Genomic DNA, 14,806 nt, shown 5'->3' with positions numbered 1-14,806 from the left:
GCTAGGAGCGGCGGGTCCCGCCAGAGGTGCGGTACACGTCGTACACACCGTCGATCCGACGCACGGCATTGAGCACGTGGCTGAGGTACTTCGGGTCACCCATCTCGAAGGCAAAGCGGGAGAACGCAACGCGGTCGCGCGAGGTGGAGACGCTGGCGGCCAGGATGTTCACGTGGTTCTCGGAGAGCACACGCGTCACATCGGAGAGCAGCGACTTGCGGTCCAGCGCCTCGACCAGGATCTCCACCAGGAAGACGCTGGACTTGGTCGGCGCCCACTGCACCTCTACCAGCCGGTCGGGCTGTTCCTCGAGCTGCTTGAGGTTCACGCAGTCGGTCCGGTGCACCGACACCCCGGAGCCTCGGGTGACGAACCCGCGGATCGGGTCCGGCGGCACGGGCGTGCAACAACGTGCCAGCTTGGCCAGCACCTCTCCGGCGCCCGGGACGATGACCCCGGCGTCGGAATCGATCGACCGGCCCGGCACCGCGTAGATGGGGGTTTCCTCCAGAACCTCCGCGACGCCGCCGTTTTCCCCGCCGACCAGTGCGGTGAGGTGCTCGATGACGTTCTGCGCGGAGGTGTGCCCGTCGCCGACTGCCGCATAGAGCGCGGAAATGTCGTGGTGGCGCAGCTCCTGGGCGACGGCGGAAAGCACGTCGTGGGTCATCAGCTTCTGCAGCGGAAGGTTGTTCTTCCGCAGCGCCTTCGTCAGCTGTTCCTTGCCCTTCTCAATGGCTTCCTCGCGGCGTTCCTTGGTGAACCACTGGCGGATCTTGTTTCGCGCTCGGGCGCTCTTGACGAAGCCCTGCCAGTCCTGGGACGGTCCGGCGTTTTCTGCCTTGGAGGTGAAGACCTCCACCATGTCACCGTGGTGGAGCTCGGAATTCAGCGGCACCAGCTTGCCGTTCACACGCGCGCCGATGGTGCGGTGGCCGACGTCCGTGTGCACCGAGTATGCGAAGTCCACCGGCGTGGATCCCACGGGAAGGGACATGATCTGTCCCTTGGGGGTGAAGACGAAGACCTCGGCGGTGTTGATCTCGTAGCGCAACGAGTCCAGGAACTCGTTGGAGTCGGAAGTTTCCTTCTGCCAGTCCATGAGGCTGCGCAGCCAGTCCATGTCCTGTTCCTCGACCGAGCGGCCGTCGGAAGCGGCGCCGTGCTTGTACTTGAAGTGCGCCGCCACACCGTATTCGGCGCGCTGGTGCATGTCGTGGGTGCGGATCTGGATCTCCACCGGCTTGCCGTCGGGCCCGATCACGGTGGTGTGCAGCGACTGGTACAGGTTGAACTTGGGCAGTGCGATGTAGTCCTTGAACCGCCCCGGCAGCGGGGTCCAGCGCGCGTGCATCAACCCCAGCACCGCGTAGCAGTCCTTGACCGTGTCAACGAGCACCCGCACGCCCATCAGGTCGTGGATGTCATCGAAGTCCTTGCCGCGCACGATCATCTTCTGGTAGATCGAGTAGTAGTGCTTGGGCCGGCCGCTGATGGCGGCCTTGAGCCGGGCGGCGGCGATGTCCTCGGCGATGGCGCTGCGCACCGTGCCCAGGTACTTCTCGCGTTCGGGGGTCCGTTCCCCGACCATGCGCACGATCTCCTCGTACACCTTGGGGTGCAGGGCGGCGAAGGACAGGTCCTCAAGTTCCCACTTGACGGTGTTCATGCCCAGGCGGTGGGCCAGCGGTGCGAAGATCTCCAGGGTCTCGCGCGCCTTCTTGGCGCTGGACTCCGGGGAGACGTAGCGCCAGGTGCGCGCGTTGTGCAGGCGGTCGGCCAGCTTGATCAGCAGCACGCGGATGTCCTTGGACATCGCGATGACCATCTTGCGCACGGTCTCCGCCTGCGCGGCCTCCCCGAACTGCACCTTGTCCAGCTTGGTGACCCCGTCCACCAGCTTGGCGATCTCCTCGCCGAACTCGCGGGTGAGGGTCTCCAGGGAGTAGTCGGTGTCCTCGACGGTGTCGTGCAGCAGGGCCGCGGCAAGGATCGCCCCGTTCATGCCCATTTCCGCCAGGATCGTGGCCACCGCCACGGGGTGGGTGATGTACGGATCACCGCTCTTGCGCTTCTGGCCCTCGTGGCAGCGTTCGGCCACGGCGTAGGCGCGGGCCAGCAGGTCGAGGTCCGCCTTGGGGTTCTGGGCACGCACAGTGCGCAGCAACGGCTCCAGGGTCGGGGGCTGGGCACTGGGCCCGCGTCCGGCCAGGCGGACCAGCCGGGAGATCGTCCCGCGCCTGGGTGCGGGATTCGGGGCCCCTGGCATCATGACACCGTGGTTCTCGGCCATCGGGTGCCTCCTTTTCGATCAGGGTCCGTCGCCGTGGCGCTGCCGCCGCAATAAGTTCACGGGAAGTCGAAACAGGCCCTCGTTCCGGGTGCCGCTGCGGGCGGTGCCGGCGAAGGCCACTCCAACTTCCTCTTGCTAGGTTATAGCACTTCCGGGCCAACGGCGGACGGCGGGGCCACCGGAGTCATCCTCCGGGGGCCCCGCCGTCCAATGCACCGGTTCAACCCGGTGTGCAGGCAAAGACTAGACGTTCGCCAGTCGGCTTGCCTCGATCTTCTTGTTGTGGCGTTCGATCTCCGGTTCGCCGTCGCGCAGCAGCGAGTAGAGCGGAGCCTGGACAAAGAGCGTCGAGAGAGCCGAGACGATGATGCCGATGAACAGCGCCAGCGACAGGTCCTTCAGCGTGCCGGCACCCAGCAGGTAGGAACCGATGAACAGGATCGAGGCCACCGGCAGCACTGCAACCACCGAGGTGTTGATGGAACGCACCAGGGTCTGGTTGATGCCCAGGTTCACCAGTTCCTCGAAGTTTCGCTTGGACTGCCCCTCAAACCCCGCGGTGTTTTCGCGCACCTTGTCGAAGACCACCACGGTGTCATAGAGCGAATAGCTCAGGATCGTCAGGAAGCCGATGATCGCCGAGGGCGTGACCTCGAAGCCGGAGAGCGAGTAGATCCCGGCGGTGATCACCACGACCTGGAGCAGCCCGATGATTGCCGCGAGCGACATTTTCCAGGTGCGGAAGTAGGCTGCCATGAGCAACGCCACCAGCACCACGAACACGATGAGGCCGATGATTGCCTGCTTCGAGATGTCCGCGCCCCAGGTGGGGCCGACGAAGGTCGAGGTCACTTCCGCCTTGGTGACGCCGTAGGCGCCGGCCAGTGCCTCGGCGACGTCCAGGGTCTGGTCGTCGGTGAGCTTGTCGGTCTGCACGCGCATGGTGTTCGGGGCGATGTTGGTGACCCGCGGGTGGTGGTCCGGGGCGATCGCCACGACGGCGGACTCCCCGGCGGGCACCTCGGTGTGTTCCACCTTCGAGATGGTGAACTCGGACCCGCCGCGGAACTCGATGCCCAGGTTGAATCCGCCCTTGGCGACGGGGACCAGGATGGCCAGCAGCACCAGGACCGCGGAGAGCACCAGCCAGAGCTTGCGCCGTCCGGTGAACGGGTATGACCGCTTGCCGGTGTAGAGCTCGTTGCCCCATGTTGCGAGATTAGCCATTTGAAGAATCCTTACCGGCTGGTTCGTCCTGCTTGGTGGGCGCCGAGACGCTGGTAGCGGCCTTGCGCCGTTCGGCGATGGTCTGCCGGCGCCCGGCTTCGGAAGCCGCATTGGCGTTCTTCTTGCCGCGCGCCGCCTCGGCCTCGGGGCTGAAGCTCCGGACGCGTCCGGCACCGCGGTACAGCGGCACCGCTCCCAGCAGTGACGGGTCGAGCCCGGAGAGGCGGTGCCCCTCGCCGAAGAACTTGGTCTTGGCCAGCAGCTGCAGGGTCGGGTGGGTGAGCAGGAAGACCACGACGATATCGACAATTGCGGTCAGGCCCAGGGTGAAGGCGAAGCCCCGCACGTTGCCCACGGCAACGATGTACAACACCACCGCGGCCAGGATGTTCACGGCCTTGGAGGCCAGGATGGTCCGCTTGGCGCGTTTCCAGCCGATCTCCACCGCCGAGGTCAGCGGACGTCCGTCGCGCAGTTCGTCGCGGATGCGTTCGAAGTACACGATGAAGGAGTCGGCGATCAGGCCAATGGCCACCACCAGGCCCGCAACGCCTGCCAGCGAGAGCCGGTAGTTCATGGACCAGCCCAGCAGCACCAGCGCCAGATAGGTCAGCAGTCCTGAAACAATCAGCGACACGATGGTCACCATGCCCAGCAGTCGGTACTGGAAGAGCGAGTAGATGGCCACCAGCCCCATGCCGATCAGGCCCGCGATGAGGCCGCTGCGCAGCTGGTCCGAACCAAGGGTCGCGGAGATCTGCTGCTCGGACTGGATGTCGAAGCTGATCGGCAGGGCGCCGAACTTCAGCTGGTCGGCCAGGGCCTTGGAGGATTGCTCGGTGAAGTTGCCGGTGATCTGGGCGCGCCCGTCGGGGATCACCGCGTTTGCAGTCGGGGCGGAGATCACGGTGCCGTCAAGCACGATCGCAAACTGGTTCTGCGCGCCCTGCATGCCAACCAGTCGCTGGGTGACTTCGGCGAACTTCGTCTTGCCCTCGTTGTTGAATTCCAGGTTCACGCCCCACTGGCCGGTGACCGCGCCCTGCTGGCCGCGGACCATGCCGAAGGAGGCATCGGCAATGTCGGCGCCGGGAACCTCGACCGGACCCAGGATGTACTTCTGTCCCATGTCCGGGTCGCAGGAGATCATCGGCTTGGACGGGTCGTGCGATTCCTCGGATCCCTGGCCGAGCTCGGCGGGGCAATCGTAGGCCTCGAACTGCTGGTACAGGGCCGCGTCGATCCAGTTCAGGTCCGAACCGTTCTCCGGCTCGGCAGACGGCTTGGGAAGCTCCGCCTCCGGCAGTCGCTGGTCCTCGGGAACGGCCGTGAAGGGCCCGGCCAGGATGACCGGACGGAACTCCATGTTGGCCGAGGCCTGGATCAGTTCGCGGGTGCGGGTGTCCGGAACGCCCGGCATGGAGACCACGACGTTGCGCCCGGACTGGGTGGTGATCTCGGCTTCTGACACACCGGTGCCGTCCACACGCTGGCGGATGATTTCCACCGCCTGGTCCAGTTGCTCCTGCGTTGCCGCGGCACCGCCCTCAACTCGCGGGGCCAAGATCATTTGGGTGCCGCCCTCAAGGTCGAGGGCAAGTTTGGGGGCAAATGCTGCCTTCCCGCTCAGCACGCCGGTAATGAGGATGGCTGCCGAAATAAGGAAGATCACGCCGAGCCACAGCAGGGATTTACGCGCCTGCTTGATCGGACCAGTAGATGACATCGTGGGGCTTTCTGGTTGTTCCGTCGCCCTCGCGGGGACGAAGATTCCGCGGAAAACCCGAAGCCGGCCGCAACTCCCCCCTCAGAGGGATCCGGGGCGGCTCCGGGCCGCTTGGTGAAGTTCGGTCGAGGCCGGGTTGCTCACCTGTGGGCCCTTGGCCCACAGAAATCCGGCCACCGTTCACTGCTACGGGGGTGAGGGGGGGTGCCCGGGGGGGGCACGGCCCCGTTAGGCCTTGGGGCCCTTGTCGTCGTTGTTGAGGCGACGCAGGGTCTCCTCGGGGCTTTCGACGTCGGCGGCTTCGGTGTTCCCGGCCTGCTCGGAGGTCAGCGATGATGCATCGTTCGGGACCTCAACGGCGTCGGCTTCGGCCGCTTCGGGGGCGACAACCTTGGCAACGACCTGGGAGTGCACGGTGACGAAGCTGCCCGGGGATACCTCCAGGACGATCTTGTTCTCATCGGTGTCGATGCTCGAGATGGTGCCGAAGAGACCGAACTGGGTCATCACCTCGGCGCCCGGGGCAAGATTCGAGCGGATTTCCTCCTGAGCCTTGGCCGCCTTCTTACGGCCACGCATCATCATGAAGATCAGCAGGCCAAAGGCGGCGAGCATGATCAACATGGTCGGGTCGAACGGGGCCGCTCCGCCGGCAGCGGCTTGGGCCAAAACGTTTTCGGTCACGAGATAATACCTGTTTCTAAGTCATGGTCAACGGCGCGCACAATCGCAATTGCGCAGCCGGTGGGCTTTTCCATACTATAGGGACTTTCTGGCCAAACCCCGACCGCGCAGGCGTTTTGGCCTGCGAATGTCCTCTGAATCATGGCTCGCGCCGGCGCGGGGCATTGGCCGTCGCCTATTCCTCGTCGTCAGCGTCGAGCTCGAAGCTGGCCTGCCCGGCAAATACGGCATCGGCGGGCATCCGGAGTCCCAGGTGGCTCCAAGCCTCCGCGGTGGCGATGCGGCCCCGCGGGGTTCGCCCGAGCAGGCCCTCGCGGACCAGGAACGGCTCGGCGACGGTCTCCACCGTCTCGGTCTCCTCGCCCACGGCAATCGCGAGTGTCGAGAGGCCCACCGGTCCCCCGCCGAACTTGGTGCACAGGGCATGGAGCACTGCACGGTCCAGGCGGTCCAGACCGCGGGCGTCGACCTCGTACATGTCCAGGGCGGCGGAGGCTGCGCGGGCGTCGATGCTTTCGAGCCGGTTCACCAGCGCCCAGTCGCGCACCCGGCGCAGCAGCCGGTTGGCGATGCGGGGGGTGCCGCGCGAGCGGGAGGCGATTTCGTAGAACGCCGCGGAATTGACCTTCAGCGAGAGCATCATCGCCGAGCGGCGCAGCACCAGCTCGAGTTCCTCGACGCTGTAGAACTCCAGGTGGCCGGTGAAGCCGAACCTGTCGCGCAGCGGCCCGGGCAGCAACCCGGCGCGAGTGGTGGCACCGACCAATGTGAACGGGGGAAGCTCAAGCGGAATCGCCGTCGCACCGGCACCCTTGCCCACGATGATGTCGACCCGGAAGTCCTCCATGGCCATATAGAGCATTTCCTCGGCCGGGCGGCTCATCCGGTGGATCTCGTCCAGGAACAGCACCTCCCCCTCGGTGAGCGAGGAGAGGATGGCGGCCAGGTCGCCGGCATGCTGGATCGCCGGGCCGGAGCTGATGCGAAGCGGCGCGTTCATCTCGGCGGCAATGATCATCGACAGCGTGGTCTTGCCCAGGCCAGGCGGGCCCGAGAGCAGCACGTGGTCGGCGGTGCGTTCGCGGATCTTGGAGGCCTCGAGCACCAGCGAAAGCTGCTGGCGCACGCGGGCCTGGCCAACGAAGTCGTCCAGGTTCTTGGGGCGCAACGCCGCCTCGAGCACCCGCTCCTCGGGTTCCGAGCCGGCGTCGGTCAACGCACCGGTTTCTGCCATGGCCTACTCCTAGTTTCCCGGCCGGTTGCCGCGCCCCAGGGAACGCAGCACCGCCCGCAGGATTTCCGGCACGCTGCCGCTTGCAACGATTTGCGGGTCGTTCTTGGTCAGGGCGTCCAGGGCCTTTACCGCATCCTTCTCCGTCCAACCCAGGCCGGTCAGCGCCTCGAGGACCTGCGGTTCCCAGGACCTGGCGGCCACGGGGCTGCCTGCCGGCACCGGGGCCCCGGTGGGGACGAGCTTGCCGTTGAGTTCCAACACGATGCGCTCGGCGCCCTTGGGTCCGATGCCCGAGACCTTGGTGAAGGCCTTGGTGTCCTTGGTGCTCGCGGCAATGCGGACCTCTTCGGGGGTGTGCACCGAGAGGATCGCCAGCCCGGTGCGCGGCCCGATGCCCGAGACCCCGGTGAGAACCTCGAAGATCTCGCGCTCGTCCCCGCTGGCAAAGCCGAAGAGCGTCATCGAGTCCTCGCGCACCACCATGGAGGTGTGCACCAGCGCTTCGCGGCCCACCTGCAAGGTGGCCAGCGTCTGCGGGGTGGCTTGGATCAGCATGCCGAAGCCGCCGACCTCAATGACCGCATTGTTCAGGTTGACCTGTTGCGGCACTCCTCGCAGCGTGCTGATCATGTGGGTATTCCTCCGTGGTACCGGGCTGCGCGGTGGTTCCCGGACACGCAAGCCATGCGAATATATCTACGAACAGCTTACAGGTTCGGAGGGCGCCTCCCGCGGAGGCGCCGCCCTCCGGGCTACCGGGCCTTGACCGAACGGGCCTTCGCTTCGGCGGCAATCCATGCGCGCTGGGCGGGGGTCAGCCCCGAAGACCCGCCTGCGGGGCGTGAGCCCGAGGCGGAGGCGGCGGCACCGGCGGCGCCAAATGCGGCACCGCGCCAGCCGTGCGTGATGGCCAGGGCCGCGGCGTCTGCCGCGTCGGCGGGCGACGGAGGCGCATCCAGGCGCAGGATCTTGGCCACCATCTTGCCCACGGCGTCCTTGTTGGCTCCTCCGGAGCCGGTCACCGCGGCCTTGACCTCGGTGGGGGTGTGCAATGCGACGGGGATGTTGCGTCGTGCCGCGGCAACGATGACCACTCCCGAGGCTTGGGCGGTGCCCATCACGGTGCTCACGTTCAGCTGGCTAAAGACCCGCTCGAGGGCCACCACGTCGGGTTTGTGCTCGTCAAGCCACGCATCGATGCCATCGGCGATGGCCAACAGTCGTTGGTCCAGCGGGGTGCCCGGAGGGGTACCCACCACCGATACATCAATCAGCGTGGCGCGACGGTTGGGCTCGACGTCGACCACGGCCAGACCGCAACGGGTCAGTCCGGGGTCGACGCCAACCACTCTTAAGGGCATGGAAGAGGACTAGTCCTGTTCGAGTTCTGCCATGACCTCGGCACTGATGTCGGCGTTCGAGTAGACGTTCTGGACGTCGTCCAGTTCCTCGAGCGCGTCGGCCAGCTTCAGGAACTTGCGGGCCGAGTCGGCATCCAGTTCCACCTGCATCGAGGGAACGAATTCGATTTCGTCGCTCTCGTAGGCGATGCCGGCTTCCTCAAGTGCCGCAACAATGGCGCGCAGGTCGGTGGGTTCGGAGTGGATCTCGAAGGATTCCCCGGCTTCCTTGACCTCGTCGGCACCCGCGTCGAGCACTGCCATCAGCACGTCGTCTTCGGTCAGGCCGTTCTTCGGCAGGCCCACGACGCCCTTTCGGGTGAACATGTAGGCCACGGATCCGGGATCGGCGATTGATCCACCGTTGCGGGTGATTCCCAGGCGGACCTCGGAGGCGGCGCGGTTCTTGTTGTCGGTCAGGCACTCAATGAGCAACGCCGAACCCTGCGGGCCGCGGGCCTCGTAGATGATCTCGGTGTAGTCAATGACCTCACCGGTCAGGCCGGCGCCGCGCTTGATGGCGCGATCGATGTTGTCGCTGGGGACCGAGGTCTTCTTGGCCTTGGATACCGCAAGTTCAAGGCCCGGGTTTCCGGCCATGTCGGCGCCGCCCGCGCGGGCGGCGACCTCGATGTTCTTGATCAGCTTGGCGAAGGACTTGGCACGCCTGCTGTCGAGGATAGCCTTCTTGTGTTTGGTGGTAGCCCATTTGGAGTGGCCGGACATGCTTACGCGTCTCCTCTGATCATTTGGATAAAGAGTTCGTGGATCCGACGCTCTCCGCCCACCTCTGGGTGGAAGGAGGTCGCCAGCAAATTTCCCGAACGTACTGCAACAATTCTATCCACCCGAAGCCCATCCGCGCCCAAGGGCGTGTTTTCGGCGGGGACCTTGGCCAGTACCTGCACCGATTCGCCCACGCTTTCGACCCACGGTGCGCGGATGAATGCCGCCCGCACCGGTGCTGTCACCCGGTTCGGGTCCTGGCTTGGAAGTGATTCGAGCCCGCGGATCGCCAGGTCCACCTCGAAGGAGTCGACCTGGCGCCCGAAGGCGTTGCGCTTGACCACCATATCGATTCCCCCGAAACTTTGCTGGGGTTCGCCCTTGAGGTTGCTTGTCGGGTCGGCGATGGTGTCGGCCAGCATGATCATTCCGGCACACGACCCGTAGACCGGGAACCCGTCGGCGATCCTGGCCTTGAGCACCTCGGCCACGCCGTACATGCGCGAGAGCTTGTCGATCACCGTTGATTCGCCGCCGGGAATGACCAACCCGTCAAGGTCTGCCAGCTCGCGCGGGGACTTCACCGGCAACGCCAGCGCGCCCAGTGAATCAAGTGCGGCCAGGTGTTCGCGTACATCCCCTTGCAGGGCAAGAACCCCAATACGTGGCGCCATCGTGGATCACTTTCTGGTTCGTGGAAATCAATGGTGGGTGGCCGGCGCACCGCGATGGAGCACGTGGACAGCTCAGCGTAAACCCGGGCGGCCTTCCGGCAATATTTTGATGACGCTCTCGGGCGCGTCGGACGGCTACGGCTGTGGCAACGACCACATTTTCGCGCCATCGGTGCGTGCGTTCATGGAGTTCACGGTGTCGGTGGTGCGCTTGAGCGAGGCGCTGTCCTGGCGCTTGGTGGTGCAGGGTTCCCCGTCGGCGGCGGGCAGCGCGCACCACCGCAGCGGGTCCTGCTTCATGATGTGCGGTGCCCACGCCAGCTTCCCGGGACTCCAGCTTTTCCCGGTGCGCACGAATTGCATTTTCACCGTGAGGCCCTCTTGGTTCAGCACCGTCCTGGTTGCGTGCTTGGCCACCGAATTCCCCAGTCCGTAGACGATCCAGGTGCCCTGGTGCTTCTCGATCGGCAGTACCGAGTGGGTGTGGTGGGAGTAGATGAAATCGAATTCTCCGCTCTCGGCCAGCGAGCGATTCAGCGTGATTTGGGATGCGGTGGGCTCGCTGCTGTATTCGGCCCCGTCGTGGAGCGCCGCCATGACGATGTCGGCGCCGGCCGCACGTGCGGCCTTTGCCCGGGAGAGCAGCGAGGCCTTGGCGATGTCGTCCACCCGCCACGGAGCATCCTCCGCGACCCCGTTGAGCGAGAAGGTGCCGGCAATGACGGCGACCCTTGCGGTACCGACCTCAACCATCAACGGCTTCGCGGCCTCGGCTGCGCTGCGGTACGAACCGGTGGAGACCAGCCCCGCCGCATCGAGCGCATCCAGGGTCCGTTTGACCCCTGGCACGCCGGCGTCCATGGAGTGGTTGCTGGCGGTGGTGCAGCCGTCGTAGCCAACGTCCTTCAGTGCGGGGATGACCGATGGCGGAACGCTGAACATGGGGTACCCCTTGAACGGCCCGCCCGGGGCCGCGACCGGGGTTTCCAGGTTGCACAGCGCCAGGTCGCTGTCCGCCAGGTACGGTTCGATACCCTCCAGCAGCGGCCCGAAGTCCATGGCACCCTTCCCATCCTCCTCCGCCTGGTCCCACAAGGCCGGGTGCAGCAGGATGTCGCCGGCCACGGCCACCCCGATGCACTCATCCCCCGGGCAATCAGGGTCCTTCGGGGACGCCGACGCGGCATTGGGCGGGGTCCCCGGCGCGCTCGCAGCTGCGGTTGGCGCAGGCTGTCCGGTGGGAGCGGAGAGGCTTGAAGCCGTCGCCGCGGTGCTTCCGGAGGGCCCCGGCGAAGGCGGCGCCGGGGCGCAGGCACCCAACGCGGAGACGAGCAGCAACGCCGCGCACAGGGCTGCGCGTCTTCGGACAACGGTGCCGCGCACGAATCGATGAGACATAGCCAAAAGCCTAACCCTGCGCCGGGTCTTGCGGCGCGGGAAACGGACAGCACCGCGGGCTTATGACAGGGTTAACAGCATGCATAATCCGTTGCTTGAGCGAAGCACCTTGCCGTTTGAATTCCCAGATTATTCAGCCCTGGAAGCTCCCCACTACCTGGACGCGGTCCGGCACGGCGTGGACGGTCAGCTGGAGGAACTCCGGGCCATTGCACAAAACCCCGAGGCACCAACCTTCGAGAACACCTTCGTGGCCATGGAACGCAGCGGCGCGCTGCTGCGCCGGGCCCTGATGGCGTACTGGACGGTGTTCTCGGCACACGGCACCGATGAGTTGCGCGAGATCGACCCCCAGCTTCAGGCGCTGGTCTCGGCGCACGAAGATGCCATCCACCTGGACGAGGAACTTTTCGCCCGGTTGGTCTCCCTGGATGCCGCCGGGCTGGTGGGCGAGGATGCCCGGCTGGTCTCCGAGACCCTGCGCACCTTCCGTGCCGCCGGCGCCGAACTTGATGCCGAAAGCAAGGCACGACTGCGTGCCCTCAACAGCGAGGTCACCGACCTATCCAGCGAATACTCGCGCAGGCTGCTGGCCGCCATGAACGAGGCAGCTTTGCACTTCGCCGATGCCGCGGAACTGGCGGGGCTCAGCGACGGGGAACTTGCCTCAGCGGCCGATGCAGCCCGGGCCGCCGGCCACGCTGACGGCTACCTACTGACCCTGGTGCTGCCCACCTCCCAGCCGTTGCTGGAGCGGCTGGAGCGTTCCGGTTCCCGCCGCCGCCTTTTTGAGGCGTCGCTGAACCGCGGGCTGGAGGGCGAGAACCAGACCTTGGAGCTGGCGTCCCGGATGGCGTCGTTGCGTTCGACCCGGGCCCGGCTGCTGGGCCACGACACCCATGCGGACGTCGTGCTGCAGGAGGCCACCGCCCCGGGCCTGGACGCGGTGCGCGCACGTCTTGCCGAACTCATTGCCCCGGCAGTGGCAAATGCCCGCGCCGAGGCCGAGGAGCTGGAAAAGATCTCCGGCTCCCCCATCATGCCCTGGGACTGGGCCTTCTACTCGGCCGCCGTGGCGCGCGAACGCCACGCGCTGGACACCGTGGCGCTGCGCGAATACTTCGAGCTCGATGCGGTGATCGAGCGCGGCGTGTTCGCCGCCGCCACCCGGCTGTACGGGCTGAGCTTCACCGAGCGCTTCGACTTGCCGACCTACCACCCTGACGTGCGCACCTGGGAGGTCTTCAACGAGGACGGGTCGACCCTCGGCTTGTTCCTGGGCGACTACTTTGCCCGATCCACCAAGGCCGGCGGCGCGTGGATGAACTCCATCCGCGAATCCGCGTCACTGCTGGGCGAGCTTCCGGTGGTCACCAACACCCTGAACATTCCCAAGCCGGCGGCGGGCGAGCCTGCCCTGGTGAGCCTGGACGAGGTCAACACGCTTTTCCACGAGTTCGGGCACGCGCTGCACGGGCTCTTTTCCAATGGCGTCTACCCCTCGCTGGCCGGTACCAGCGTCCCGCGGGACTTCGTCGAATACCCCTCGCAGGTCAACGAGATGTGGGCCCTGCACGCCGAGGTGCTGCCAGGCTATGCCGCGCACACCCGCACCGGGGACCCGCTGCCCGACGGCACGGTCGAGGCGCTGGAGGCCGCTGCCCTGTGGGGCGAGGGCTTTGCCACCACCGAGTACCTCTCCGCCGCCGTCCTGGATCTGGCCTGGCACTCGCTCACGGACGGCGAACTCGTCGAAGATCCGCTCGCATTCGAGCAGCGGGCGCTCACCGAGGCCGGGCTGATCCCGGACTTGGTCCCTTCGCGCTACCGCACCGGGTACTTCAAGCACATTTTCGACGGCGGATACTCGGCCGGGTACTACTCCTACATCTGGTCCGAGGTGCTCGACGCCGACACGGTTGAATGGTTCACCGAGAACGGCGGGCCGAAGCGGGAGAACGGGGAAAGGTTCCGCACGGAGCTGCTCTCGCGCGGCAACACGCGGGACCCGCTGGAATCCTATGAGATCTTCCGCGGCCGCCCGGCACTGATCGAACCGTTGCTGCTTCGCCGCGGCCTGGCAAAGGAAATCAAAGCGTGACAACCATTAGTTTTGCCCAGGAGGCGCTCTCCCACTGGCACCAGGCGGTAGCCATTGCCACGGGCGGCAAGCTGTTCACCACCCACGGATGTTCGTGGGCCTGGCAGCCGGCCCGAGCGCGGCTGGTTTTGCTGTTCCCAGCCCACGCGCAGGAAGCCGGACTGCGCCCGGGCCTGGCCGAGGGAACCCGCCTCGGTGCACGCCGGGTGGATGCCTGGGTCAATTCCGGTGCACCCTCGGGCCCGCTGGAGGCAGCCGGCTTCTCCGATGCCGCACAGATTTCCTGGCATGCCGGGGAACTGGTGGGACCCGAGGAGCCCTGGGACGGGCGCGTGCGCCTGGGAACGGACATCCCCGAGGCCGTCGGTCCCGATGCGAAGGAACTCCAGGTCGCCAACCTGTGGCGCGATCCGGCCACCGCGGGCCTCAGCGCCGGACACCCGGCGTTGCGCCGCGTCGAGCAAGCCACCGCACGCACCCTCGAGGGCGATCTGGTGGGCCGCGCCTTTGCCCAGCAGGCATTCGGCGGCCAGTTGGCCATCCACGGACTGGCTGTCTCGCCTGCGCATCGCCGGCTTGGCATTGGATCGGCCCTGCTCAATGGGCTGGCCCGCGGCATGGTCAACCCGCTGGGGCTGGACGAGGAATCAAGCATCGAACTCATAGCCGCCGCTTCCCCGCGCTCGGCACCGTTCTTTGAGGCCAACGGCATGCGCCTGCTCGGCCGCGGACGGCACCTCGTGCTGCGCTGACATCCAGCCTCGACAAGTGGTACACGAAGAACGGCTCCGGGCGCAACACATGGGCCCGAAGTTCGTTCTTCGTGTACCGCTGCGGCGGGGCTCAGAGACGTCTGCTCGGTGACAAGGCCAATGCGCCGATGGGCTGCCGCAAGATGGCCTTTGATCCGGAAGAAACCGGGGTCTGGGAGCGGGCGTCGCCTTCACAGGTGTTTAAGCTTTGCAAGGTGCAATCCCGCGTTCGTTTCTCGAGGAGCCCCCTCGCTTCCGGCTCATCACTGACACCACCTTCGCCTGCCCGCGCTTGAGAGGAATCCGCGAAATTCTCGGCGGCCGGAATATGGAGCAGGAGTTCATCCACCCGTACTTCGTGGGCCAACCGAAAAGTCGATCGACCGCACTGCACCTGGACCAACGAATGTATCTTTGCGTGCTCCCGCACATCGAACCCAGACGGCACAGCTGTCCCAGTCAACCTGGCTTGACCACCACAACACCCCAGACAGAACCTACCTCAGCATCGGCGGCGACGGGGCTGCCCGATTAATTGGACCACGTCGGCAACTGCGAAAAGGCCTCGAAGGAATCGCTCTCCTTCTTGCC

12 protein-coding genes are annotated in these 14,806 nt (G+C 66.1%); 2 read left to right on the top strand and 10 right to left on the bottom strand.

Annotation, left to right across the window (positions count from 1 at the left end; translation table 11 throughout):
- Position 1: 1 nt before the first annotated feature.
- From ABD687_RS02360 to ABD687_RS02315, 10 genes are all read right to left on the bottom strand, one after another.
- Positions 2–2,293: a RelA/SpoT family protein gene (locus ABD687_RS02360; RefSeq protein WP_264268983.1), complete on the bottom strand. Its 2,292-nt coding sequence runs from the start codon at positions 2,291–2,293 to the stop codon at positions 2–4.
- A 243-nt stretch (positions 2,294–2,536) separates the two neighbouring features.
- Positions 2,537–3,520 carry a protein translocase subunit SecF gene (gene secF, locus ABD687_RS02355; RefSeq protein ID WP_264268984.1) on the bottom strand — a complete coding sequence of 328 codons (984 nt, stop codon included), beginning with the start codon at positions 3,518–3,520 and terminating at the stop codon, positions 2,537–2,539.
- A complete protein-coding gene (gene secD / locus ABD687_RS02350; RefSeq protein WP_264268985.1) occupies positions 3,513–5,246 on the bottom strand; it encodes a protein translocase subunit SecD in 1,734 nt (577 codons plus the stop codon). Before secD ends, secF begins: the two co-directional genes overlap by 8 nt.
- 228 nt (positions 5,247–5,474) lie before the next feature.
- Complete coding sequence (gene yajC / locus ABD687_RS02345) at positions 5,475–5,930, bottom strand: preprotein translocase subunit YajC (protein WP_310287594.1); 456 nt, start codon at positions 5,928–5,930, stop codon at positions 5,475–5,477.
- Positions 5,931–6,105: 175 nt separating this feature from the next.
- A complete protein-coding gene (gene ruvB, locus ABD687_RS02340; protein WP_302266152.1) occupies positions 6,106–7,164 on the bottom strand; it encodes a Holliday junction branch migration DNA helicase RuvB in 1,059 nt (352 codons plus the stop codon).
- 9 nt (positions 7,165–7,173) lie between these two features.
- The gene (gene ruvA / locus ABD687_RS02335) at positions 7,174–7,794 is read right to left on the bottom strand and encodes a Holliday junction branch migration protein RuvA (protein WP_310287597.1); all 621 of its coding nucleotides are present in this window, start codon (positions 7,792–7,794) and stop codon (positions 7,174–7,176) included.
- Positions 7,795–7,916: 122 nt separating this feature from the next.
- Positions 7,917–8,525 carry a crossover junction endodeoxyribonuclease RuvC gene (gene ruvC / locus ABD687_RS02330; protein ID WP_310287599.1) on the bottom strand — a complete coding sequence of 203 codons (609 nt, stop codon included), beginning with the start codon at positions 8,523–8,525 and terminating at the stop codon, positions 7,917–7,919.
- Between the two features lie 9 nt (positions 8,526–8,534).
- A complete protein-coding gene (locus ABD687_RS02325; RefSeq protein WP_264268990.1) occupies positions 8,535–9,290 on the bottom strand; it encodes a YebC/PmpR family DNA-binding transcriptional regulator in 756 nt (251 codons plus the stop codon).
- A 2-nt stretch (positions 9,291–9,292) separates the two neighbouring features.
- Positions 9,293–9,964, bottom strand: a complete 672-nt coding sequence (pdxT, locus tag ABD687_RS02320) for a pyridoxal 5'-phosphate synthase glutaminase subunit PdxT (RefSeq protein WP_310287602.1) — start codon at positions 9,962–9,964, stop codon at positions 9,293–9,295.
- A 135-nt stretch (positions 9,965–10,099) separates the two neighbouring features.
- Complete coding sequence (locus tag ABD687_RS02315) at positions 10,100–11,362, bottom strand: CapA family protein (RefSeq protein WP_310287604.1); 1,263 nt, start codon at positions 11,360–11,362, stop codon at positions 10,100–10,102.
- Between the two features lie 79 nt (positions 11,363–11,441).
- Between ABD687_RS02315 and ABD687_RS02310 the strand changes: the two genes are divergently transcribed.
- Positions 11,442–13,463, top strand: a complete 2,022-nt coding sequence (locus tag ABD687_RS02310; protein WP_310287606.1) for a M3 family metallopeptidase — start codon at positions 11,442–11,444, stop codon at positions 13,461–13,463.
- Positions 13,460–14,215 carry a GNAT family N-acetyltransferase gene (locus tag ABD687_RS02305; RefSeq protein ID WP_264268994.1) on the top strand — a complete coding sequence of 252 codons (756 nt, stop codon included), beginning with the start codon at positions 13,460–13,462 and terminating at the stop codon, positions 14,213–14,215. The genes ABD687_RS02310 and ABD687_RS02305 overlap by 4 nt, the downstream gene beginning before the upstream one ends.
- Positions 14,216–14,806: the final 591 nt, after the last annotated feature.

It is taken from the genome of Paeniglutamicibacter sulfureus, from assembly GCF_039535115.1.
In the GTDB taxonomy this organism is placed as follows: domain Bacteria; phylum Actinomycetota; class Actinomycetes; order Actinomycetales; family Micrococcaceae; genus Paeniglutamicibacter; species Paeniglutamicibacter sulfureus.
The sequence above is the reverse complement of the archived record's forward strand: the minus strand, read 5'-3'. Positions and strand labels throughout refer to the sequence as shown.